This is a genomic window from Aestuariivirga sp., assembly GCF_044238155.1.
GTDB lineage: Bacteria > Pseudomonadota > Alphaproteobacteria > Rhizobiales > Aestuariivirgaceae > Aestuariivirga.
The window spans coordinates 1-22,951 of sequence record NZ_JBIIDX010000034.1; the positions used below are offsets into that span (position 1 = coordinate 1).

General features: G+C 56.2%; 21 protein-coding genes and 1 tRNA gene. 12 read left to right on the plus strand and 10 right to left on the minus strand.

Annotated elements, in window-relative coordinates:
- The first annotated feature begins 193 nt into the window (after window positions 1–193).
- Window positions 194–1,126, plus strand: coding sequence for an omptin family outer membrane protease (locus ACILRN_RS05315; protein ID WP_395686247.1), 933 nt, complete (start codon window positions 194–196; stop codon window positions 1,124–1,126).
- A 453-nt stretch (window positions 1,127–1,579) separates the two neighbouring features.
- Here the strand turns inward: ACILRN_RS05315 and ACILRN_RS05320 are convergent, their stop codons facing one another.
- A complete protein-coding gene (locus ACILRN_RS05320) occupies window positions 1,580–2,077 on the minus strand; it encodes a hypothetical protein (protein ID WP_395686249.1) in 498 nt (165 codons plus the stop codon).
- Window positions 2,078–2,112: 35 nt separating this feature from the next.
- Here ACILRN_RS05320 and ACILRN_RS05325 point away from each other — a divergent pair, with 35 nt between their 5' ends.
- On the plus strand, window positions 2,113–2,928 hold the full coding sequence (locus ACILRN_RS05325; protein WP_395686251.1) for a hypothetical protein: 816 nt from the start codon (window positions 2,113–2,115) through the stop codon (window positions 2,926–2,928).
- 364 nt (window positions 2,929–3,292) lie between these two features.
- Here the strand turns inward: ACILRN_RS05325 and ACILRN_RS05330 are convergent, their stop codons facing one another.
- Window positions 3,293–4,294, minus strand: a complete 1,002-nt coding sequence (locus ACILRN_RS05330) for a hypothetical protein (RefSeq protein ID WP_395686253.1) — start codon at window positions 4,292–4,294, stop codon at window positions 3,293–3,295.
- 617 nt (window positions 4,295–4,911) lie between these two features.
- Between ACILRN_RS05330 and ACILRN_RS05335 the strand changes: the two genes are divergently transcribed.
- The 6 genes from ACILRN_RS05335 (at window position 4,912) to ACILRN_RS05360 (ending at window position 9,943) form a co-directional block, all read left to right on the plus strand.
- Window positions 4,912–6,150, plus strand: a complete 1,239-nt coding sequence (locus tag ACILRN_RS05335; RefSeq protein WP_395686255.1) for a hypothetical protein — start codon at window positions 4,912–4,914, stop codon at window positions 6,148–6,150.
- 126 nt (window positions 6,151–6,276) lie between these two features.
- Window positions 6,277–7,146, plus strand: coding sequence for a hypothetical protein (locus ACILRN_RS05340; RefSeq protein WP_395686256.1), 870 nt, complete (start codon window positions 6,277–6,279; stop codon window positions 7,144–7,146).
- Window positions 7,146–7,553, plus strand: a complete 408-nt coding sequence (locus tag ACILRN_RS05345) for a hypothetical protein (RefSeq protein WP_395686258.1) — start codon at window positions 7,146–7,148, stop codon at window positions 7,551–7,553. The genes ACILRN_RS05340 and ACILRN_RS05345 overlap by 1 nt, the downstream gene beginning before the upstream one ends.
- A gap of 2 nt (window positions 7,554–7,555) precedes the next feature.
- Window positions 7,556–8,455, plus strand: coding sequence for a hypothetical protein (locus tag ACILRN_RS05350; protein WP_395686260.1), 900 nt, complete (start codon window positions 7,556–7,558; stop codon window positions 8,453–8,455).
- Window positions 8,456–8,484: 29 nt separating this feature from the next.
- Window positions 8,485–8,955: a hypothetical protein gene (locus ACILRN_RS05355; RefSeq protein WP_395686262.1), complete on the plus strand. Its 471-nt coding sequence runs from the start codon at window positions 8,485–8,487 to the stop codon at window positions 8,953–8,955.
- Between the two features lie 427 nt (window positions 8,956–9,382).
- Complete coding sequence (locus ACILRN_RS05360; RefSeq protein ID WP_395686264.1) at window positions 9,383–9,943, plus strand: hypothetical protein; 561 nt, start codon at window positions 9,383–9,385, stop codon at window positions 9,941–9,943.
- A 245-nt stretch (window positions 9,944–10,188) separates the two neighbouring features.
- On the opposite strand, the gene ACILRN_RS05365 is transcribed toward ACILRN_RS05360, so the two are convergent.
- Together ACILRN_RS05365 and ACILRN_RS05370 are read right to left on the minus strand one after the other, a co-directional pair.
- Complete coding sequence (locus ACILRN_RS05365) at window positions 10,189–10,848, minus strand: hypothetical protein (RefSeq protein ID WP_395686265.1); 660 nt, start codon at window positions 10,846–10,848, stop codon at window positions 10,189–10,191.
- Window positions 10,849–11,167: 319 nt separating this feature from the next.
- On the minus strand, window positions 11,168–11,806 hold the full coding sequence (locus ACILRN_RS05370) for a mitofilin family membrane protein (RefSeq protein ID WP_395686267.1): 639 nt from the start codon (window positions 11,804–11,806) through the stop codon (window positions 11,168–11,170).
- A 204-nt stretch (window positions 11,807–12,010) separates the two neighbouring features.
- Here ACILRN_RS05370 and ACILRN_RS05375 point away from each other — a divergent pair, with 204 nt between their 5' ends.
- Entirely contained in the window at window positions 12,011–12,322 is a 312-nt protein-coding gene (locus tag ACILRN_RS05375) for a hypothetical protein (protein WP_395686269.1), read from the plus strand.
- Between the two features lie 1,304 nt (window positions 12,323–13,626).
- Here ACILRN_RS05375 and cls read toward each other — a convergent pair.
- From cls to ACILRN_RS05405, 6 genes are all read right to left on the minus strand, one after another.
- Window positions 13,627–15,075, minus strand: a complete 1,449-nt coding sequence (cls, locus tag ACILRN_RS05380; protein WP_395686271.1) for a cardiolipin synthase — start codon at window positions 15,073–15,075, stop codon at window positions 13,627–13,629.
- A gap of 60 nt (window positions 15,076–15,135) precedes the next feature.
- Window positions 15,136–15,639, minus strand: a complete 504-nt coding sequence (locus tag ACILRN_RS05385; RefSeq protein WP_395686273.1) for an invasion associated locus B family protein — start codon at window positions 15,637–15,639, stop codon at window positions 15,136–15,138.
- Window positions 15,640–15,760: 121 nt separating this feature from the next.
- Entirely contained in the window at window positions 15,761–16,777 is a 1,017-nt protein-coding gene (locus ACILRN_RS05390) for an ABC transporter permease (RefSeq protein ID WP_395686275.1), read from the minus strand.
- Window positions 16,778–16,790: 13 nt separating this feature from the next.
- Entirely contained in the window at window positions 16,791–18,299 is a 1,509-nt protein-coding gene (locus tag ACILRN_RS05395) for a sugar ABC transporter ATP-binding protein (RefSeq protein WP_395686277.1), read from the minus strand.
- A 90-nt stretch (window positions 18,300–18,389) separates the two neighbouring features.
- Window positions 18,390–19,331: a substrate-binding domain-containing protein gene (locus ACILRN_RS05400; RefSeq protein ID WP_395686279.1), complete on the minus strand. Its 942-nt coding sequence runs from the start codon at window positions 19,329–19,331 to the stop codon at window positions 18,390–18,392.
- Window positions 19,332–19,509: 178 nt separating this feature from the next.
- A tRNA-Met gene (locus ACILRN_RS05405) sits at window positions 19,510–19,586 on the minus strand.
- 106 nt (window positions 19,587–19,692) lie between these two features.
- On the opposite strand from ACILRN_RS05405, the gene ACILRN_RS05410 reads away from it, so the two are divergent.
- Genes ACILRN_RS05410 through ACILRN_RS05420 form a run of 3 tightly spaced genes read left to right on the plus strand, consistent with a single transcriptional unit; the run spans window position 19,693 to window position 22,779 of the window.
- A complete protein-coding gene (locus tag ACILRN_RS05410) occupies window positions 19,693–20,580 on the plus strand; it encodes a CHAD domain-containing protein (protein ID WP_395686281.1) in 888 nt (295 codons plus the stop codon).
- 40 nt (window positions 20,581–20,620) lie between these two features.
- Entirely contained in the window at window positions 20,621–21,775 is a 1,155-nt protein-coding gene (locus ACILRN_RS05415) for a hypothetical protein (protein WP_395686283.1), read from the plus strand.
- Window positions 21,772–22,779, plus strand: coding sequence for an arginase family protein (locus ACILRN_RS05420; protein ID WP_395686285.1), 1,008 nt, complete (start codon window positions 21,772–21,774; stop codon window positions 22,777–22,779). The genes ACILRN_RS05415 and ACILRN_RS05420 overlap by 4 nt, the downstream gene beginning before the upstream one ends.
- Window positions 22,780–22,951: the final 172 nt, after the last annotated feature.

Here is a 22,951-nt window from a genome sequence, read left to right on the forward strand (position 1 = left end):
CTGCCCCGAGGGAGCCATTCTTGGGCCGCGCCTGTCTGGGCCTGACAAGGGAGCACAGCTGCGAGGCCTGGCGGGTTCGGAAGCTGGCCATCCATTTTCACTGGAGCTCGGCAATTTCCGCATAATAAGATCATTAGTAGAATATTAACGCCATTTTAATAAAAATCTTAGGTAGAAGAATTGTGGAGGGGTGATGCGCAGCGCCAGCATGCTTCATGCCGGAGTGGCACTCTGGGTTCTGGCTGGAACGGCTTTTGCAGATGGCGTGCCCGACCTGCGACCGTCAGTCACCATCTGGAGCAGCCTCGGACATTTGAGCGGAAAAGCGAAGGAGCGGGTCTATAATCCGGACGGAAGTAAGCTCAGCGAACTCGTCTGGGACATGGAAAATGCCCTCGTGCTGAACGTTGGCATGACCGCTGCAGCAACGGAGCGAATCAGTTTCTACGGCAACGCATCCATTGGCCTCGCCGCAGACTCTAAGCTCAACAACTACGATTGGATCGGAGCTCCGCCACCTGCTGATCCCGATCTGCATTCGTGGCACGACGATACTGAACTTGACCATTACTATACGCTTGATGCAGGGCTTTCTTTCGCGCTGCTGGACACAGGCTCCAACCGCTTTTCAGTGCTTGGGGGCTTCAAATACACCGACACTCAGTGGACAGCGAGGGGTGGCTGCTATGACTATGAGTTTTTTGGAGTGCAAGGCTGCTTCGAGGATGGAGAAAAGGGCATCACCTATCGCCAATTGCTCCCGGCGGTCTATGCCGGGCTCGGCTATCTGGGTAGTTTTGACCGCTGGTCATTCTCGGTTGAAGGCCGGGCAGGCTATACGCTGAACAGCGCCGAAGCCCAGGATAATCACTGGCTGCGAGACCGCTACTTTGTGGATTACCTCCAGGGAGCACCTTATGCCGCAGTCAACGGCAAGGCCGGCTATGCCGTCAGCCAGAGGACCAGTATCTTCGGATCAGTTGCTTATGACAAGTTCTTTGAGATGAATGGCGAAACCTCGATCGAGAATACGGTAACGGGAGACATTCTGCGTACTAATTACGATTCTGGCGGTGCGGATCTCTACACGCTCAATATGGCGGTCGGGCTGGACTACGCGCTCTAGACTTTTGCTACCGACCTGCCCCAAAAAGACTAGACCGATCTGCGATAGGCTCTTCCATTGTAAAATCTCTGGCCAGGAAGAGCAGAACGGGATGAAGGCATAAAAGTTTGCGGGTGCCCGTTTAGTATTGATCTTGAGTCAGGAAGTCACCGGTCAGGGAATTGCCGGCAAGGGCTCTCAAGCTACTGATGTGCAGAGCCGATGGCAGCCACGACTTTGCGCCAGGAGCGGCACTCAGCCAAAAAGCTTGCGAACGTGATCCACCAGAACTGAGGGACAGCAGACTGAGTCGAAATCGATCACTACGAGCATCTCTTTCCTGATCAGGCGGACCGAGTTCAAGACAAGGTCATCGGCCTCTCATCGTTGGGGCAAATTTATCTGTGCTCATGGCATGCCTGTCCTGACCAATCCCATCCCGGCGGGAACCCTCCGGACGGCGCTCCATCTCTGCTAGATCCATCGCTTGAACATAATCGACGTGGTCTGATGGGCGAAAGTCTGCGGACATCGGATCGGCCCTGACCAAGAACTCCGACGCTGTTCGCTTGACTTCGATTTTCCGAAGATATGAGGCATATCCAGTCTCAAAGTCGTTTGCAGGAGATTTTCAGGACGGCGACGAGTGCGTCGATTATTCTCCTGCAAAGTTGCATGCGTGACTGGTCCCGGCATGCTGCAGGAACAATCTTCTCCCTCAGCAAACGCCACGGTCTTGTGTTCCTGGTTCAACACACTCAGTAGAATTACGGATATGGCGGCAGGGATGTCGGCTTCAGGAGCAGTGATGACCATTGAGACACAAGGCAGCAAATACAGCGCAATGGAACGGGGGATTGGCAGGCAGTGCCTGTCAGCCTTACCCAGATGCGCGAGGGAGGTCTGCGATGATATTTCCTTGTTGATGGCGTCAGGACGACTTTGGAATTCATGGTTGAAGATGATAGCCACAACGCTCGTCCTGCAGGATAAGGTTGTGGCACATCGTGATTGAGGCAATTCTTCTGTACATAGCGAATACTCCGCTATCGACCTCGATTCCGGTGGTTATTGCCGCCGCAGTGGTGGTCAGCCTGATTGCCACCTATCTGACAAACGAGTTCTACACCTATCCAGAACTTGCGGCCAATAATGAGGTGGTCGGCATAAAGTTCAGTTACTTTGGAGGCATCTTCGCGGTGTCGCTGGGCCTCGCACTGATTGGCGCCTACAGCCTTTACATCAGTGTCCGTGAAATCTCGAGCAACGAAGTATCAGCCCTGCGGTCTCTTTACTATAGCGCGACAGAGAACCAGAACTCGGCCTCAGCAGACGGCAGGCAGATCATGAAGCAGGCAACCGTCAACTATGCCCAGTCAGTCATCGCTGACGAATGGACAGGACAGGCTCAAGGCAAGATGAATGAGAGAACAACTCAGCATCTTGTCGATTTGTATGAGGCTTTCATCAAGTATGGAGATTCGAACCTTGTAAATGATTCGCAACTGAATTGGCTGGGAGAAGTCGTAAAGATGCGCGGCTTGCGGACAACCACGTCAACCCGAACAATTGCCCAGATGGTCTGGATCATTCTGGTCGCCGGCGCCCTGCTGTCCATGCTGGTCCCGCTGTTCATAGGGGCCCAGAATTTCTTTGTTCAGGCTCTCATGTCGATTCTGTTTTCTGCTTTCATCATGCTCCACCTGCTTGCAATCGTGCATCTTGCGCATCCATTTACAGGGGATATTGCCGTCACGGCCAGCATGTATGTCGACTTCATTGAAGAGACACAACGCCTGGGCTCAACACCCCTGAACCCTTGACGCACTATCAGTTTCGGCAGTGATGGAAAGTTGGTCGATGCAGCGGCCCGCTACGGACAGAAACCAGAGCAGATGGTTCGAACCATTGACGCTGAATGTATGAATGGCAGAGCCCCGATTCCGGAGGACTGACTGCGACCTCTCGAGAACAGCCCGTCGAGAAGCAGCATATCAATGCATTTGTTTCGGCCAGCATGGTGTCGGTCGGGTATTCTACACTTACATTAACCAGCCGTGGTGCGTCTTGGTTGTCCCTTGCTCCTGATGGACAAGCGAATGATACCGAGAACTGGCAGCATGCATGTGACCAGGACTGGCGTTTACTGTTCCTGCTGCAGCGAGTTGAGGGGACTTGAGCTTCGCATCATCTTGCCTGAATTGATTGATTGCTCAGTTCAGTCCAGCGGGCACGTAGATGATCGACGGTCTTTTCATGAGAACCATCGATCACGATTGGTTCATAGTGCTTGCCACCTGTGGCTGGATTGTCGGCTGGGTAGAAGAGCGCAAAGTCGTCAGGCTGAAGAAAGAAAAGGGCAGCTGTCTGATCCCAAAGCAGAATGCCACTGCCACCTGCTGCAACATTGGCCGTGGGCTCCCATGTCGATTGGGATGAACACTTGAGTTTGGAGCTATTGTCGGGGTTCAGAAGGCTGCTGCAGTCGTAATCATTCAGGAGTGCTTTTCGGAGTCGCCCGGGCAGGCCCTTTTTGACCAGCCCTTCTGACGTCTCATCACCCGCCACCATTGCAAGATTGGGGGTGTAACAATGGGGTGGTGGTGGCGTAACCTTGCCTCTGCAGTCCGGCAGGCGTGGAACATCGACAAAAAAGGCAGGCTTCTGCTTGAGGAGCACCATCGCCACCTCACAAGCGGCAAGATCATATTCGCAGTTGAACGACAGGCGCCCCTTGCCCGCTGACTCATCGCCAATCATAAGACCCATGATCACGATGCGGTCTACCTTCTCCTGCAAGCGCGGATAGTAACGGACAAAGGAGGTATAGGGACCAAGCAGCAAGATCGAGACGGACTCGCAATCTTCGACAAGCTGTACGAGCTTGTCTTCAAAACGACGCTCCAGCGGCCAGGGCTCAGGCGGCGACGGTAGAAGACCATTGGCCCGGGTCATCATACCGCGAAAAAAGGGAAGCCAATTTTGATATTTGGTGATGTCGCGGCCTTCGTTCTGCTGGCCCGCAGCAATGACGGGGATGTGGCGTTTGCCGGGCTCAGACAAACCAAAATTGACAAGCGCATCGACACCAGGCGCGCTGACGCCGGGTAGAGTTGCTCCCTCCGTCTGGATGATGGCGGAGACATGCCGGCGCCCCAGCACCATGGGCATGGCCATCATGTCGTCCACGTCGAAGTCATTGTCGATGATGGCACATGTAACCGGGCTAGGCGCGTCGGCCGAATATGCCTTCGATGTGCCTTCAAATGAGCTACAGGACAGAAGAACCGCAACTCCAACAAGGCCACGCAAGCATGGTGAGGGGCACAAGCCAATTGAGCCACGGCGTCGACAGACCTGCAGTATGGCATGAAGCCAGGTTACCGCACACTGATGCAGAGAAGAGATCGTCATGATAAATGGAATTGCAATCCGAACACAAAGTTTAGAGACGATTTTTCGTTTAGCCTGAGGCTAGGTATGCCCGAAACGTGAGTCAAGTTTCAGCAGAAAGTCGAGACCAGCAATGAATGCGTTCAATTCTGGAGAATCCGCCCGCTCAGGAACTAGCGAGAGACGCTGAAGCGAGACAGCAACACGGGTCGAGCTCTCAACTGGTGCAATGACGCATCAGGCCGGGGGTCTAGCCAATTGCTGCCATTGGTTAGGTCGCGCATCTTGCTCTTCCTTGAGCTAGGACAGTGGGACGGGCTATCGCCCCGTCCACGGCTGGGAAGTTATCAAAATGTTAGTACTCTCAACATATTAGTGGATGGTCTTGAAATCGTTCTCAGGTGTGTAGGCCCATGACTGAAAATCCAATTTCAGCTCCAGAGGGGCAGGAACGCGAGGCTGCACCAACGGTTTTTTCGGCAGAGACCCGGAACCGTCAGGGCTCCATGCTTCCACTGCTCAGCCTGATAGCCGCGAGCGTTGCGATCCTCCTGCATTTCTACACACAGATCCGGCACCAGTCAGAAAACTATTTTGGTCCATTGACTTGGTTACCTCTGAGCCTCACCGACGCCCAAATTACGACTTATGGGGGTGCATCCGATGATCCTTCGTCGTTGCAGGTGGCGCCCAAGCTCATAACGCTTGAAGAGGAAATTGCGAAACTTCGCCAGGAAGTCGCACAATCGGTATCGGACATATCGTCGACCAAAGACGGTTTGACGAGACTGGGCCAGGCAGCGGAACAGTCAGCCTCCAACAGCACAAGCCTCAACGAGGCGCTCACAAGTCTTCGCAGCGTCACCGATCAATCAGCAAGTGCGGTCACGAAGCTGTCCGCTGACATGGAAGCGCTTCGCAGCACCACGGCACAAACAGAAGCCACACGGCTCGAACTTGCCCAGGCTACCGAGGCGATGCGACAAGTCGGAGCACAGGTTTCTGATATCGAGAGCAAGGTTGCAGGCATCAGCAAAGACCTGGAGGTTTCCAGGAGTGAGTCCACAGCGGCAACATCTCGTCTCTCCAGCCAGATCGACTCCTTGTCGTCATCACATGATGCATCACTGCTGGCAACGCGCATCGCTCTCTCAACGTCAATGGGATCAGTCGATTCGGCAGATATCGATGCCCTCATCACCCGCGCTCAACTGAATTCTTCGCTCACGCAGGCCCTGACGGAGCTCAAGGCGCTGGCTGGCGCTGACATACCAACCTTCGATGCATTACGAGATGCATTGCTGGCGCGTGAACGATCAACGATCTCCGCGGTGAGAGCATCGCGCATGGAATGGTGGGAGCTGCCAGTTTCCTATGCACGCTATACTCTTTCTGACTTGGGAATGAGCCAGCCTCCCGAAGAAGAGAAGGATCAGGTTATTCTCGACAGGGTCATCCACAAACTAAACAATGGCCGCCTCGAAGCGGCCTTGAGAGAACTTGAAGCGGGCAGCTCTGAACTACAAAAGCAGCTGTCCACATGGACAAGCGCTGCAGAGCTCAGAGTAACATTTGATCGCACTCTACTTCAGGTGGTTGACGCCTTGCTTGATCAGCAGACCGCGCAGAAGTCTCCAGCTTCACCGGGCTGACAGGACATCCAGGCGGTGTGCATAGGCTTGCTCCGGAAATCATTCTCTGCCGTCTGCGCTGTCTTGGCGTCAGCATTGATATTCCTGCCAATTTCCGAGCCTTCGCTTGCATCCTCTCATCACCAGATGAGCACCGCGGCTCATGATCAAGGCCAGTCAGGCTCGGTAAGAGGCTTGCTCGACAAGGATCTCCAGGCTTTCTTCGCGCGTCGGCTTGATCGCGTCGATCCCTATATCAACTGGTATTTTTCCTGGCATACGAGTTACGCGAACAGCTATGTCGCCGTGGCAAAGGTCGTAGTGTCGGTCTGGCAGAACCCACAGGGCTGGCAGGCAAATGTAATTGACGTATTGAATAACCTTCAACTCCGCAATGTCCGTGATCGGGTGCTTGAACCGGACGATGATGCTGTTGAACTGCTTAATCTGATTGAGCGGCATGCCAGGAGCAGACTGCTCGCACTTGAAATGCGCGGGCTGACGATGGCTTGCCCCTCTCCTGACAACTATGATTGTCGTAATGAGCACTTGAAACGACTCGAAAAACTTGCATCTGAGACGATCAACAGTCAGGGTAAGACTGCCAGCAAGGAACAAGAGATTGAAGCTGTCGCGAAGATACTGGGACGCCAGGATGAAGCGACCTCTAATTTGCTGCATACCGTAAGACCGCTGACCTCCAGGATTGTCCTGCTTGTCGTACGCTTCACCGAACTCGCAACACTCGTAATGCTCCTGTCAGCTGGACTTAGGCAGTTCTACGTGCCGAATACTGTATTTACCCGGAGCTTGATCGCTCTCGGAGTGGCATGGGGGCTCGACTATGGGTTGCTGGCATTCGAGAGAGGCGTTTACGAAAATTCCATCAGGCAGCAATTGATCGATAGTATTGAGACCCAGGAGTCGCCGATCACGCGTTACGTTACCGCTCGCCTTGACGCTATTGAAAATTCTTTTCTGGAGCGTGTGCGACCCATGCAACTGGAGGCACCTTAATGGCTGCATCAGTTCTCGGCCCGAGCGCCGTAGCACTTCGGTTTGCCGGCACTTTTGCCTTTGTCTGGGTGACGGCAGTCGATGGCTATTTCGTTTCGTTCCTGTTACCTGAAATGTTTGATACTTCTGAAATCCCAAATCTGGTGGTTCTGATCTTGCTCGGGTGCACCCACCTGTACCTTCTGTACCGCTCCTACTACGTCCTAAGATCTAGTGGAATTTTCATTTTTACAACCATCTATTTACTAGTCGCTTACTATGTTGGGTCAATGTTCGGAACGGAGGCCAGCACCAGCGGTCTGAGCTGGCTCCTCATATTCTACCTGACGCTGCTCTATGGCTACGGGTTGTCGTTTAACTTCATCGATGCAGCATTGTCCGGGCTGCTTCACACAAAGGGGGTTTAGACATGCAGTCTCCTTTCGGCACATTTGACCGAAACTCGGCAATGCTGGTCGTCAGTTGCAGTGACGCGCGTCTGACGACGGAAGACTCTGAAGGTAGTTGGAAAAATCGGCTGAACTTCGACGGTAAGATCTTCGAATTCAGATGCCCAGGGGGCGGCATTGCACTGGCTGATGCGAATAGCGTCTTCTACAAGTCAGCTTACGAGACGTTTCGTCTTCTAGGAATGTCGCAACCGCTTAATTATATCATACTTTCATTTCACGAGGATTGCGCATACTTCAACGAGAAGTATGGATCTGATGGCATTGGAAGCGCGATAGACAGGCGCCGCAAGTTCCATTTAGCCGACGATGCAATTGCAAATGTTGTCGAATGGTCTCGCTCGATAGAAGTCGTTCCCTATTATATTGATGGCTTGGTGAACGGCAGGGAAGCGCCGCGACCGGAGCCACGGTCGAGAGTTTCACAAGGCCAGCGTGAGCACCATGCGAATCATCGTTGCGCTCATGATCACGAGCAATGGGAGCGCCCAGCGCCAGCGAGAGATACCGAGCCGGCGTTTTCCATGCACCGCAGGGCCACTCTCAGATCTCTTGAGCGGCAAATAGAGGACCGGATCCTCAGAACCGATGAGAGCGCGGAGCAGATCATTGCACAGGCTGAGGGCGAGGTGCGCGAAACAGGCGCAATACCACCTTGGCACATCGAACGTCGCGCAAAGGAATTCATGGAGTTACTCCAGAAAAGTGGTTCGATGAAAGCAGACAAGCTTCGTACATCGGTGCGTAGTTTTGTGCAGAACTATGCCGGAGACTCGCTCTCACGGGGTTCATTTCGTGCAATTTCCAACGAACTGGATGCTTACATGCAGTCGCCTCGCTCCAGCCGTTGGACGAGCTGAGATCTATTAGGGACAGGTGGAGACTATCAATGCGCGCTTCCTATCAAGCTGACAGCTACTCAAGGGTCGACCCGATCGATGCCGAAGACCGGTTGCGACAGCTGGTCCGCTTGCGCGGCCAGCGGGGTCGCGTCCTGACCGCAGCGGACGAAGACAAGCTTCTGGAAGAAGCAGTTACGCGCCTTGGGGTGTCACTGGAACGGGCACAGGGAATATTGCTGGCTGAAACGTCTCACCGGCAGATTGCCCTGGAGACCGGCCTGGAAGAAACTGCCACGCAACTGATCGAGGCCTTGGCAGGTAACAGAAAGAAGCTTACGTATCAAAACTTCGAAGCCATTGCACACTATTATGCTGCCCAACGGAAGATTCCAGTTGATGTTTCCCGGCAAATGGTGAAGCGGCTCATGGACGAAGAAGACATTAAGCCGGCAGGAACAGGTCTGTTCCTGTCGACACGCTGGTACCGCCGCATCAGGGACAAGAAGTCTGAGGCATGAATTTTCAGTCTGGCCCTGTCACCACGCAGTTACCTGGCTGCAGGCCGTGAGCCAGTGTCTCATCCCTGATTGGAAAGGCCATCACTTGGATACCAAGACAGAACAAGGCCAATCAGCGATTCTTGATTGAATATCAGTTTTCATCGTCCGATGCAGTGCAAGCGGTTTTGCCTTGAAGACTTTGGCGGTAGATCCAGAGTGTTACTCGACTTTTAGTTTTAATACGAAGCAATCCTCCACACAACATATCTTTGTTGCTGCACCGGAGGGTCAATGGTCCAAAATGAAACGGCATTCTGCGCTCATGAACTGAGCAGCTTGCTATATAACCTGTGGGCAAGTCTTCGAGTCGGCAAAAACCCCTATTGCTATCCAAGCGACAGGTCGCAAGATCACCTGTTATGAGTAGTGGTTCCAGAGTTTACCCATGACCCGTCATCTCGGAATAGCGAGTGGGGCGATCGTGATGGCCGCCCACGCCTATATCGTTGGTGGTGTAATCGACAGTGCGTTCTTTCTGGTGGCCTTACCTTGGGTAATGGTCGCCATCTGGGCCTTTCAGGGCGATCTTCGGGCCATTCCGAGCATGGCCTGGGTCATGGTGCTCCTGTTGACTGCTTCATTGTTCGTCTCGCTTGTCACGACGCCACCGTCGAAGGGTGCTCTTTCGGTTTTATCGCTCAGTATTGTGCCCTCGATCATCAGTTGGCTTGGATTGATCCTGTATCTGAGACACCTGAGCCGGGTGGAACTGACTGATACACTTGATGACCTGCAGGAAGAGTATGAAATCGAGAATAGATATTGGGATGAGGTGGTAGAAGCTCGAATAAGTGCTGGTGGTTCCACCGCGTTCGGTGAAACTTTACTTTCTTGGTCTGGCCAAAGCTCAGAACATGGAAAGAGCGGAGTATCGCTCAGCAGGCTTCCCATCGGATCAGAAGATCTCTTTCAAGACTCTCTAGACAGCCATCCGAAAGCGGCTTGACGGAACTGAGTCGCCTAGAACCGGTCTTTCGACCGGGACGTTTGAGGCTCAAACTGGGCGCGGCAGTCTTCAGGTGCATTCTCCTCGGAGAATAGCAGTTGACAAAGCGTAGATCTTTTCAGTCTGCAGTGTGCCATCATGCAACACACACTAACTAGCCAATACCGCCTATCGGCAGTTCATCCGCGCGCATTCCGACAACGCGACCCCAAGACTTTCATTAGCCATCAAGCCGTGAGCGCGACCTAATTGACCGACCCATCTGTGTAAACGAGAGGCACCTTCCTGACCGCCACCTCCTCAGACAATCCTCTCGCCTTAGATGGAGTTTGGCCTACGGCATCCTCTTTCTGAAATGTCAGTGTCATTTCGGGGAAGATCGCAACCAGTTCGAAATCGACCTCGGAAAAACGGTAACCATCCATCTTGAAATCCGCAGCGGTCTCGTCGACGTCAAGAAGCGCCAACAGAATTGTCTGTTGAATGACGCCGAGATCTGGCGATTGCTCAAATTCCTTTCGGAGAATTGCCTCATAAAAATCAGACACTGGTGCCTTGACCTCAAAATTCAGCGAGATCTTGGGAATGAAATCAGGCGAGATCGACACCTGATCCATGGTTAAACCTGTTTTGTCCACGTTCTTGCTCAATACTTCCAGATGGTTTCTCAGCAGATCCAAGAATTTTTCTTTCTCTGCTGCAATCTCAGCTTCACCACTGTGAAGGACATCGCTCAGCTTGCTCCAGCCGTAATCGATCGGAGCCATTGCGCTGTTCAGAGCTTTCGATCCAAGATCGATACTCCATTCGAGCCAGCCCTGACTTGCAGTCTGCTGTGCCTGGGCAGGTACTGAGCCTGCCAAGAACAAACTTATGATCGCGGCACTCAATTTCCAGCTGGACATGATGCTTTGCTCCTTTTTTTCCCACAATTGAAACTGTCTGGTTTTATACGAAATTGGTTCCGACCAAATCAGGATACTTACGTTAGCTCAGCGGCAACTGGCATGATTTCAAGGGTCTCGCATTTTCTGTCAGGTGACCAGACAAGCTGGCTGCCAAACCGAACAAAGTGGCAGCTTGGCCAAGAACGGAATGCTGTTACGATGCGCAGTAACATCTGAGGTAACCTTTAATGCTTTGCCCAAAAATGTCCAACACGTGGAATGAGCAGAACGACATTCTTGTTTTGACCATACTGTTAGCTCTAGATCGAATCCAGGATCATCCGCTCGTCTTCAGCATGAGATTTGTTGCTTTGTCGAGCGCATCGCGTGTTTCGAGGAGGCCCCTTGCACTTGTCAGCCAATCTGCAAACGCAACAGAAGCCTCTGGCGAGAGCTGTGACACAATCTCAACTGCCTTCTGAATGTCGCCATTCTGCAGGGCGGTTTGAGCCTGAAGGACATATGGAGACACCTCGGAGTCGAACGGGTTCAACCCGGCTTCCATTGAAACGGCAACAGCAGTAGCGGCCACTCGACTGGCCAGATCGTTCAGGACTCCAAGCGAAGGCCGCTCCTGTTCCGCAATCAATGAAGCGGCCGCCGCTGTCTGAAAATCAAGAAATAACTGACGGGCACTTGGTATTCCTGTGGCGCTGGTCTTTTCGAGCGCCGCCAGGAGAGGCTTTAGGTCAGTCTGGTTACCGGCTATTACGCGCAGTTGATCCAACTCCAGCTTAAAAGGCTGTGCGCTTAGAACGACCGATCTCAGTTGTAGAGTTGCGAGCGATACCGCTTGCCGCTTCATGTCTATCGTATTCTTGATGGAGAGGCCAAGCGCGCCCAGTGCCACTAGGCACACAAGCATCAGGAACAGTATCCACGCTGTGTTTGAGCGCTGGGTATTTGGCATGTTCATGGCAGATTTACTCTCCTGGTGGTGTAACCATATTGCTAGGGCAATCTGGACTTTTTGTGATCACAACCTAGAACATTCCTTGGGTGGATAAAGGACTGTTATAAGATGTTGGTAAATTTTCGTCGGGGTTTTTTTTGCCTTCTAGTGTTGTTATTGGCGTGGTCGTGGTCCCATGTGCCATGCTGGGCAGGTCAGGACTACAGAGTGCAGGCGAACTATTCCAAGCCGAACAATCCTTACAGTAACTTATCCGTAGATGGTCCGCCACCAGCGAAAGATCACATCGATCCCGCACTGGCTTCATCGTATGGTTGTCTTATAGCGGGCACCTTGGGCACCTCTATGGCGATCGCAGCCGGCTCCGAAAATGTTGTGAATGTCGTTGCCGGTGGGCTCGTCACGCCAGCCAGCGAGGCTGCACTGACCGTAGCTGTGATCGCCGTGGTGTTTGGAAGTTTTTGTGCGGTTGGCCAGGCATTGACGCCAATCTATCTGGACATTTGGGGTGGGGAGTGAATTAAACTTCGAAAGCAAGTCCGATGGTGATCAGCCGGGATAGGCGTCTTCGTACATGCTGAGCAAGTCCAGACCATTGATGATGGATCGTCTCACCCTGATCTCTTTGGAGGATTATGATGGTTGGCGCCGTGTAGACCGGTGAAGCGGCAGCTCTGCTAACCATGCATATGCTGGCGAGCATGAGAACTGCCTTTTGCTATTTCGGCTTCACGGTTGGAGACAGGCGGTCAGCCTAGTCTGAATTCTGCCTTCGAAATCGACCCGCTGACGTCAGTTCCCTCAGCATCGAGAGCCTGTCATGCACGGCGTGGCCCTGATCAGTGAACAACCAAAACCGATATATGTCATAAGCCGGTTAAATGAGGCTAATCAGAAAACCCAATGCAATAAAAGCAACAAAGGCAAGCACCGTGACCAGTGATGTTTCCGAAAACATGGGTACTTTGAGACTGTCACGGGGACGAGGCTCCCGGCGGGACACAACAACGATTCCCAAGACACTCAGGAGAAAAACAGCGGTCGCAGCTATGAGATTGATTTGGTTCATGATCAAGCGAAGGTCCCCGATTCGTACTTTCTTCACCAAGAGGCGTATTTATCATGCCAGCATGGACTGTATAGCCTGATCGATGATGCGCGGGTTATGCATTGGACGGTGGCAGGCAATCTCCGGCTTATCCAGACTTGGGTTGGCGAGTGCGGCTGACGAGTTGCTAAGGTAACCCTGCGCCACGTGACAATGATAAATCCTGCTGGTCTGAGTTACGCCGTGGCCATTGATGCGCCTGGCTTTGTTTGCAAGTCGTTGAGCGTGGCGGGACGCGGGCGAGTTCAAGAAGAAAAAGGGAAAAGCCGGATTGGCGGTTGGCCATAAGGCAAGCCTGCCAAAGCCGTCCTGGGCGGGAATTGCGCCTGACGGAATTCCAGTGCACCGGCGGGTCAGGCCTGCCATGCATCAGCTAAAATCAATATTCATCTTATGGTTTTAATAAATGCGATCGGTTTCCGCGATAGTGACTGTCAATTCGGTATCATCGCGATGATCAACAGCATTGAATTGCTGCTTGGTCAGGTCGCCGCATATCTTGACGACCTGTCCGCAAGGGTTTCAAAATTCATGTTTTGTTCTGACTTTATTGCAAACGTTTGCAAACAGTACAATCAAAGAGCGAGTTTGTCGGTCTTTTGCATTCTTAAGTTATTGAGTTTGAATAACAAAAATTACATGCTCGTGCACAAAAAATGAGGCCCCAGTGAAGACTGTTATCGTACTTACTTTGTTCCAGCCTGCTGGGCATGTCTCAGAGTAAAGGGCTGACCAACCGCATGGCAGATTCGAGCAGACGCGCGCCCAGCGGACGCTCTGGCCATTCGACAAACGGCACCGGCTGCGCGGCGGCCATGTAGCTTGCCTGCAACTCACGCAGATCAGCCACAGAACGCTTGTCATACAGCATCAGCGAGACCTCGTAGTTAAGCCATAGGCTGCGCATGTCAAAATTGGCTGTGCCAAACAGCGCCACTTCGCCATCAACCGTGATGGACTTGGTATGAAGCAGCCCCCCATCGAATTGGAGGATCTCGCCGCCAGCCTCGAGAATCTCATCGAAATAGGAACGGCTTGCATGCCGCACCAAAAGAGAATCGATGTGCCGCGGCAGAACCAGCACGACCCTGACGCCGCGCGCCGCCGCTCCGCGCAAGGCAAGAACCAGTGCATCCTCGGGAACAAAGTAAGGCGTGGTAATGATCACCTCGCGGTGCGCCGCCGTGATGAGGCAGAGCATGATCTGGAGCAAACTGTCGCCAGTCTCACCAGGGCCAGAGGCCAGAACCTGCACCGGGGCGGCAGCCACCGGCGATACCGGCCTTATGCGGGTCTTTGCCAGAACTTCCTCGAGATCGTCACCGCCCTCGGCCAGCCAGTCACTGATCATCACACAGGCAAGAAGCCCCGCCACGGGGCCCTCGATACGCAGCATCGCATCGATCCATTTGCCAACACCCGCATCCTGCTTGAAGAAACGCGGGTCGACCATGTTCATGCTGCCGGTCCAGGCTGTGCCTCCATCTATCACAACGATCTTGCGATGCAGCCGCAGGTCCGTCCGGCTTGTCAGGCCATGCAGCAAGCCGACTGGCAGCGCGGCACGCAATTCAACGCCAGCACCGCGAAGTGCAGCAGGCTCCTCACTGCTCCACCACCGTCCTGCACCCATGGCATCAATCAGAACCAAACAGGTTACACCGCGCTTTGCAGCCCTGATCAGGGCGTCACGCACATCCGAGATCAGGCCCCCTTCTGACCAGATATAGAATTCCATCAGCACACTCTCACGCGCAGCGTCGATGTCAGCTGCAATGCTGCGGAGGTTACCCAGCGTATCAGAAATCAGTTGTATTCGGTTGCCGGCAATGACGGGAACACCGAACAGGCTCTCTCCTGCCTTTTGCAGAGGTTGCTGGGATTGCGCGATGTCTTCAATGCGCAAGAGTTTGGCATTTTCAGCGATGTGCGGAGCCGTGATGCGGCGGAAGTCAGCCTGAAGATTGGCGAGGCGCAGGGCCCGTCGGCGTGAGATACGCCGTTCTCCGATGAGGAAGTAAAGAAGCGCACCGAGATAGGGCAGCGCAACAGCCAGCAGGAGCCACGCCAGGGCCACACCCCGGGCCGGGCGCCTGAGCAACACCCGCACCACGACCCCCATCATGAGGAGAGCATGACTGATGATCAGCACGACCGACGTCATGTGACCCACCAACTCAGGCGGATGGGCGCGACAGCTGCATTCTTCCGAAACCTGCGGCGACTATCTGGCATCCAGGGCCTTCAGCCCCTCAGCCAGCCCTTGCAGCGACACGGTTACGCTCACGGGCTCGGCGACTCCGCGAAGGCGGAAGCTGGTTGTGAAGCTCTGCTCGGTCTTGAGCGCGGCAAGATCGTCAGAGGTAAGAGCGGCATTGGCGATGCACCCGCGTGCCAGGCAGGTCTGAACCTGATAGCTGAACTTGCGGCCCGCCAACTCGCCAGATACGCCGGCGGGAATATCTAGGCCCAGGGGCAGAATGGCGGTCAGCCGGTGATCGGCTCCCTTCTCGTTGTCGGCAATGGCAAAGGAGGCGACGGGAGCCTTGGTGGCTTGGCTGTGCAGTCGCTGGCGCAAGGCACACGCCTCTCCACCACCGCCAACTTCGATGCAACGCAGCACCCAGTGGCCAAAACTTTGGTCGGCCTTCTTGGTGTCAGCAGCCACTCCGGTCACAGATGCAGCCACCACAAGCCCAAAGGCCGCACAAGAGAAGATGTGTTTCATGATAACCTCCTGGCGCCGACAGACAATTCCTGAGCCTTGATGGTGTAGGGCAGCCGTCCAAGCAGGTAAAGCCCGGAATCTTGTTTCCCACACGACCGCAGTTGGCGGCGCTACCCTATTTCTATGCCCGTTTTCGGCGGGACTTGGCGAATGTGTCGAAGGCGACAGCGAGGACGATGATGACGCCAATGATGATCTGCTGCACATAGGAGTTGACGTTCATCAGCACGAGGCCATTGAGCAGCACACCTATCAGCAAGGTTCCGATCACAGTACCAAAGATTGAGCCCGTCCCGCCAAACAGGCTGGTCCCGCCGATGACGACCGAGGCGATGACGGTGAGTTCATAGCCCGTACCTGCAACGGCCTCTGCGGAATTGAGTCGCGCTGACAGCACGAAGGCACCAAGGCCAGCGAAGAAGCCCATTATGATGTAGACGCTCGCGATCACTGCGTTGACATTGACACCAGCGAGGCGCGCCGCCTCCGGATTGCCACCCACAGCATAGACCCGCCGCCCATAGCGCGTGTAGCTCAGCACCACATGTGCAATGACCGCCGCCACGAGAAAGATGATGACCGGCACCGGCACCGACCATATGCGGCCCTGTCCCCACCAGGTATAGTCTGGCTGGAAACCCGAAATCGGACCTCCCGACGCAAACAGCAGCGCTGCACCACGGAACACAGACATGCCACCCAGGGTCACCACGAAGGCCGGCACCTTGAGGCGTGTGATTGCCACGCCCTGCAGGAGACCGCCCAGCAATCCCACGACCATGGCTGCAAGGGCGGCAAGCTGCCAGCCATAGCCGATCGTCTCATCGCCCACCGTGAAGCGATCTTCCATGCCGCCCTTGGCCACCGCAGCCGCAACAAGGCCGGCGAAAGCGAGCAGCGATCCGATCGAAAGGTCAATGCCTGCCGTCAGGATCACAAAGGTCATGCCAATCGCCAGTAGTCCCGTGATCGACACCTGACGCATGACGTTGAACAGATTGATCGATGACAGGAAACGTGGCTCCATGATGGCAAACACCAGCATCAGCAGGAGCAGGAAGATCAGTGGCGCAAAGCGCGCCAGAAACGTGAAGGCATCGAAGCCGCTACCAGCCGGCTGCATCCTTGCATCGCTCATCGCCTCACCTCCATCATGCCGCGCGCGGCTGTCCCAATGTCATCAGTCGCATCAGCTTTTCCTGTGTGGCCTCGCGACCTGGCACCTCGCCAGTGATGCGGCCCTCCCGCATGGTGATGATACGATCAGACAGGGCCATGACCTCCGGAAGCTCGGAGGAGATCACGATGATCGCAATCCCAGAGCGCGCCATTTCAATCAATAAATTGTGCACCTCGACCTTGGCGCCAACATCGATGCCGCGGGTCGGCTCATCGACGATCAGCACCTGCGGCCGCAGCGCCAGCCAGCGGGCCAGCACAACCTTCTGCTGGTTGCCGCCTGAGAGATTGCCGACGAGCTGGTCCGGCGATGACATGCGGATGTTAAGACGGCGGCGGTATTCCTCGACGAGAGCATCTTCCTTTGCCGTGCTGATGAAGACACCCAGGGAGGAGATACGGTCATGCGCTGTGATCGAAAGATTGGTGCGGATTGCAAGCGCAAGAAACAAAGCCTGCTGCTTGCGGTCTTCCGGGACGAGGCCGATCCCATGGGCGATTGCGTCACGCGGGCTCCGCACCCTGATCTCTCGCCCGTCCACGGCGACAAAACCGTAATCAAAGAGGTCGGCTCCAAACAATGCCCGGGCGGTCTCCGTGCGCCCGGCACCGACGAGCCCGGCAAGCCCGAGTATCTCACCCCTGTTGACATGGAAGGATACGTCATGAAGCTCGATGGCGCTTGCATCGGTGCTCTTGCGGCGGCGATTGATCTTGCGCACCTCAAGTGCCGCCTTGCCGGTGTCAAAGGAGGCCTGCCGGGCGGCCAGCAGGCCAACCTCGCGTCCCACCATGAGGCGGATGATGCCATCCATGCCCATGCCGCTGACCTTGCCGCGGCCCACATGACGGCCGTCGCGCAGAACCGTGAAACTGTCACAGATCTCGAACACCTCTTCGAGTCGATGTGTGACGAAGATCGTGGCAATGCCGTCCCGCTTCAGGTTGCGGATGATGGAAAACAACTTCTCGACTTCGGCCCGGCTCAGAGCGCTGGTCGGCTCATCCATCACGATCAGCCGCGACTTCATCGATAGCGCGCGCGCGATTTCAACCATCTGCTGCTCTGCCACCGAAAGATCGCGCACCAAGGCGCGCGGGCTGCGGTCAAGGCCGATGCGGCGGCACAGGGCGGCAGTCTGTTCCTCGAGATCACGGTAGCTGATGAAGAAGCGTCCGCCTGGTTCGCGGCCAATAAAAATGTTCTCAGCCACCGTCATGTCCGGGGCCAGCGTGAATTCCTGGTAGATGGTTACGATGCCCGCTGCCTGGGCCTCCTGCGGGGAGGCGAAACGAGCGTCCCGGCCGGCAAAACGGATGGATCCAGAATCGGGAAGCTGCGCGCCAGATAGGATCTTCAGCAGGGTCGACTTGCCTGCACCGTTCTCGCCCAGAAATGCATGGATCTCCGCAGCGTCGACATCGAAATCGACAGCGTCGAGCGCTCGCACGCCGGGGAAGGATTTGGAAATCCCCCGCATGCTCAAAAGCGGCGGTGTCAAAGCGGAATCCACCATGACGGAAAGGGTCCGGCCGGGGCTCCACCCAGCCGGGCCCAGTCCTGCAGGTCGTTACTTCACTTCACCAAGACGCTCGGCGGTGGAGAGGTTGTCCTTTGTGATCGCCACAGGCGTGATCAGCAAAACCTTGTCGGCAGGCTTCGTGCCATCCTTGAGGAAGGCAACCAGCGTCTGCACACCAAGGGCGCTCTGCTGGCCGGGGAACTGCTCGATCGTAGCCGTCAGGCCACCATCACGCACCTGCGCCAGAGCCTCGGGCAGCGCGTCGAAGCCGATGATGGCGATGCCGCTGAGACCACGCGCCTTGACAGCCTCCATGGCGCCGAGCGCCATATCGTCATTGGCCGCGACAATCACCTGTGGCGGCTCGGCAAGGCCAGAGAGTGCCGCTTCGGTAACCGAGAGTCCCTTGTCGCGGGCAAAACCTGCGGTCTGCTCGAAAACGATCTTGTACTTGTCTGCGAGTGGGTCGAGCACATTGTGAAGACCCTTGTTGCGGTCGATGGCGGGCGAGGCGCCCGACTGACCCTGAAGGTTGATGATGGTTGCGCCATTCGGGAACAACTGAACGATGAGATTGCCTTGGGCTTCGCCGCCCTTGACGTTGTCGGCGCCAATATGGGCAAGGATACCCTCGACCTGCTCGACACGGCGGTCGACGGTAACAACCGGAACACCGGCTTCGACGGCCTGCTGCAGGGCGGGCGCCATGGCGTCCACCTCATTGGGGCTTATCACGATGCCCTTCACGCCCTGAGTGATGGCTGCTTCGATATCAGCCGTCTGCTTGGGCGAGGAGACTTGGCCGTCGGACTCGACGGCTTCGTAGCCCTGCTTCTCAATCTCGGCCTTGAATGCATTCATCATGTGGACAAAGAAGGGAAAGCTCAGTCCCGGCACAGATGCGAGGATCTTATCGGCCGCCAGTGCCGCCGAGGACATCAGGGGCAGGGCGAGTGAGCTCAGGATGACGGAGCGCCTTGTCAGTTTCATGGGTATCCTCCCGATTTAGTTTTGTGTCCAGGCTTGGTCTTGATCACAGGCAAAGAGCCGCTCCTGCCCGGGTTGTCAGAGCGTTCTGGAATCCATGCTAGAACAGCCAATGCAAGTTGTGAAGTGTGGGAAAAAGAAAAGCGCCCCGCCAGCAGGGCTGTGGGGCGCTTTGCCATGATGGTTGCGGGAGCCAGATTTGAACTGACGACCTTCAGGTTATGAGCCTGACGAGCTACCGGGCTGCTCCATCCCGCGTCAAACGCTAGGCTCATGTAGCAATCCAGACCAGCTTTGTGAACCCCTTCACGAAATTTCTTTTCAAGGCCGAAAGCGGCAGCGCGCAAAGCGGTTGATTGTGACAATGGGACTACGCAGTCTGGGCCGGTTCTTCATGCTCGAAAGGCCAAGGCCCATGGCCAACACGCCACGACGGCTTTCCTCCCCTGCCGCTCTTCAGCGGGCGGGCGGGGAAGAGCTTGGCTCGCTGGCCGCCCTGCTTGATACGGCGAAGCCGGGCGAGAGCGTGCACAGCGCGCGCCGTCGCATCAAGCGCCTGAGAAGCCTCCTGCGTCTCATCAGGGCGCCGCTGGGCGATGACGCCTTCCATCGTCTCAACGGCAGCCTGCGGCAGGCAGCGGTTTCTCTGGCAGGGTCGCGTCAGGTGGAAGCACTGCTCACCGCTGCCAGGCACCTTGAACCCGCATCGGCAAAGCCCGCTTACTGGCGTCCACTGGCTGAAGCGCATCGGCAAGCGCATGAGGCGGGCAGCGCCCCCTTGACCGGACTGACGGCCGCAAGGGCGTCGATCGCGGCCGCGATGCAGGATCTCGCCCAGCTCAGCCTGACCGATGATGATGATGGAACGGCCTCATTGGCCCTTGTGGCCACCTACGGCAAGGCTCGCAAGAGGTTGCGCCGGGCTTTGGCGAGCGGGGCGGCGACCGAGTTGCACGAGGCCCGGAAATTTGTCATCCACCATCTGCATCACCGGTCAATTCTTGCTCTTGGTACCAAAAAGCAGGCTGCGCGGCTTGAGGCGTTGCGCCAGGCCCTGGGTGACCTCAACGATCTCGATGAACTGGCACAATTGTGCAAGACCAGCCCAACTCGGCCCCCCGCACGGGCCATGGCGCGTCTCCAGAAGGCACGCGGCCGGCTGCTGGAGGAGGTCACGGCACAGGCCGGGCGCTTGTTCCGCCACGGACCTAGAGCCTATGGGAGACGGATTGGCCTGGACCCCGGGACGTGACGGTTTCCACTTGCGCCGGCGATCGGCTAGTCTGACATTGATGTCTGATTTTCACGCCCTGTTGTCGCCACGCTCCACCGTCACGATGGTTTATGTCAGCTTTGGGGTTGCCATCGGCTCCCTTGCCGGATCGATGCCCTCGCTGATGCGCAATGCTGGCGTTTCGCCGGAGATGCTCGGGTTTGGCCTCACGCTCTCGACATTGCTGACGGTTGCGGCCATGTCTCTTGGAGGTCAGCTGGCGCGGGTCGCCTCCAATCGCAGCATACTGCTCACCGTTCTGCCGATTTTTGCATTATCCCTGTTTGCCTATCTCACGGCCCAGTCGGTGCCGTGGTTCCTGCTGGCCATTCTGCCGATGGGCGCCTGTTTCGGCCTCACCGACCTGTTCATGAATGCGGAGGCTGTGGCCATCGAGCATGACATGCGGCGCCCGGTGTTCTTGCGGTTCCATGCCGCACTTTCAGCCGGTGTCGGCGTGATGGCGATTGCCGCAAGCTATCTGGCCACCGAGGTTGGCACGGCAGCCGTTGGTGGCGTTTCAGCGGCCTTCTTCGGGGCGGCATGGCTGATGGTGTTCCGAGCGATCAGGCCGCGCGCCCTGGTACGGAGCACGCAAGCTGGTACCAGCTCGATACCCAACAAGCAGCCGCTGATCCTGTTGGGCATTGCCGCCGGTCTCATTATCGCGGCAGAAACCTCAGCCCTGCTGTGGTCCGCGAAACTGCTGGATGATCTGGCACCCGCCCTGGCCGCGATTGCGGGTCTTGGCGCCGCCTTCTTCGGCCTGTGCAATGCGCTGGTCCGCTTTCCGGGCGACCGGATGCGCACTCGCTTGGGTGATATGCCCCTGCTCGTCGGCTCGCTGGTCATATCAATTCTGGGCTTTGTTGCGCTAGGCTTTTCAAGCCATTTCGCCGTGAGCGTTGCTGCCTTTGCCAGCGTCGGCCTCGGGCTTGCACTGCTCATTCCGTGTATATTCGGCATTTCTGCGGGTCTCGCACCGTCCAACCGGGCCGGCGCGCTCAGTTTCGTATCGATGCTCACGGCCCTGCCGCGTATCCTTGCGCCAACCCTGATCGGCTTTGCGGCCGCGGGACTTGGCATGTCTTTCGCCTTTATGCTGGTGGCAGGCGGTCTCGCAGTGGCGCTCGCGCTCATTCTCACTTTCAGGCACCGGGGGTATGGCACATGACGAACGATCTCGAAGCCGCACGGCAAAGCGCACAGAGTTGGTACTGGTGGGGCATTCCCACCTTCTTCCGCTGTCCATGGAACGAGGACCCTGCCGCAACCGACATCGCTCTCGTCGGCGTGCCCCACAGCTCGGGCAACGGATCGACTGAACGCGATCAGCATCTGGGACCGCGCGCTGTCCGCAATGTATCCGGTTTCTATCGCCGCAGTCATTTCGTGCATGGGTTCGCGCCCTGGGAAATCGCCCGCATCAACGATCTGGGCGATGTGCCGCTGCCGGAAGCAATGAACAACGAGTCTTGTGTGCGCGACATTGAGACCTTCTATCGCCGGCTTGACGAGGCCGGCACGCGGCCAGTGTCAATGGGCGGCGACCATTCGATCACCGGGCCTATTCTCAAGGCCATTGCTGGGCCTGGACGTCAGCTGTCAGGCGGGAGACCAAGCGCGCTCATCCACTTCGATGCGCATACCGATTCCTATGACAACATGCCCCATTGGCTTGGCGCACGGCGCTCGGCGGCGCACTGGGCTGCCTACACGGCAAAGGAAGGGGCTGTGGAGCCCGGCCGCAGCGTTCAACTCGGCATGCGCGGACATCCATCAGGTGCGATCCACAAGGGTGGCGTTGGCGGGTCAAGCCGCGAACTGGGCTATCGTGTCGTCACCATGCAGGAGTTTGAACAACTTGGCATCGACAGGACAATCGCGTTGATCCGCGACCGGGTCGGCGACGGCCCCGCCTATATCACCTTCGACCTTGACTGCATGGATCCTTCGGTCGCCCCCGGCGTTTCCAACATTGAGCCAGGTTTTTCGGGGTTCTCGATCCGCGAAGCGACTCGGCTGCTGCAGGGCCTGAAGGGACTGGACATTATCGGCGGCGATGTGGTCTGCCTCATGCCGACCAAGGACAGTCCCAATCAGATTACCGCCCAAATGGCGATGGTGATGATGTTCGAGATCACTTGCCTGATTGCCGCACCAAGGGCCGGCGCGTGAGCTTTGCCACCGGCCACCAAACCACCATGAGATCTTCAGTGATCTGAGAATAGCTGTAGAGAAGGGTGAAGAAGGGTTTTTTGGATTTTTCCTGTCATTTGCAGGCCTGGCAGCGACCTACTCTTCCGCGTCTTAGGACGAAGTACCATTGGCGCTGGGGCGATTTACGGCC

Coding starts and splice junctions, on each gene's coding strand:
- ACILRN_RS05315 (WP_395686247.1), top strand. CDS start 194: ATGCGCAGCGCCAGCATGCTTCATGCCGGAGTGGCACTCTGGGTTCTG.
- ACILRN_RS05335 (WP_395686255.1), top strand. CDS start 4,912: ATGACTGAAAATCCAATTTCAGCTCCAGAGGGGCAGGAACGCGAGGCT.
- ACILRN_RS05340 (WP_395686256.1), top strand. CDS start 6,277: ATGAGCACCGCGGCTCATGATCAAGGCCAGTCAGGCTCGGTAAGAGGC.
- ACILRN_RS05345 (WP_395686258.1), top strand. CDS start 7,146: ATGGCTGCATCAGTTCTCGGCCCGAGCGCCGTAGCACTTCGGTTTGCC.
- ACILRN_RS05350 (WP_395686260.1), top strand. CDS start 7,556: ATGCAGTCTCCTTTCGGCACATTTGACCGAAACTCGGCAATGCTGGTC.
- ACILRN_RS05355 (WP_395686262.1), top strand. CDS start 8,485: ATGCGCGCTTCCTATCAAGCTGACAGCTACTCAAGGGTCGACCCGATC.
- ACILRN_RS05360 (WP_395686264.1), top strand. CDS start 9,383: ATGACCCGTCATCTCGGAATAGCGAGTGGGGCGATCGTGATGGCCGCC.
- ACILRN_RS05365 (WP_395686265.1), bottom strand. CDS start 10,848: ATGTCCAGCTGGAAATTGAGTGCCGCGATCATAAGTTTGTTCTTGGCA.
- ACILRN_RS05370 (WP_395686267.1), bottom strand. CDS start 11,806: ATGAACATGCCAAATACCCAGCGCTCAAACACAGCGTGGATACTGTTC.
- cls (WP_395686271.1), bottom strand. CDS start 15,075: ATGACGTCGGTCGTGCTGATCATCAGTCATGCTCTCCTCATGATGGGG.
- ACILRN_RS05385 (WP_395686273.1), bottom strand. CDS start 15,639: ATGAAACACATCTTCTCTTGTGCGGCCTTTGGGCTTGTGGTGGCTGCA.
- ACILRN_RS05390 (WP_395686275.1), bottom strand. CDS start 16,777: ATGAGCGATGCAAGGATGCAGCCGGCTGGTAGCGGCTTCGATGCCTTC.
- ACILRN_RS05395 (WP_395686277.1), bottom strand. CDS start 18,299: ATGCGGGGGATTTCCAAATCCTTCCCCGGCGTGCGAGCGCTCGACGCT.
- ACILRN_RS05400 (WP_395686279.1), bottom strand. CDS start 19,331: ATGAAACTGACAAGGCGCTCCGTCATCCTGAGCTCACTCGCCCTGCCC.
- ACILRN_RS05410 (WP_395686281.1), top strand. CDS start 19,693: ATGGGACTACGCAGTCTGGGCCGGTTCTTCATGCTCGAAAGGCCAAGG.
- ACILRN_RS05415 (WP_395686283.1), top strand. CDS start 20,621: ATGTCTGATTTTCACGCCCTGTTGTCGCCACGCTCCACCGTCACGATG.
- ACILRN_RS05420 (WP_395686285.1), top strand. CDS start 21,772: ATGACGAACGATCTCGAAGCCGCACGGCAAAGCGCACAGAGTTGGTAC.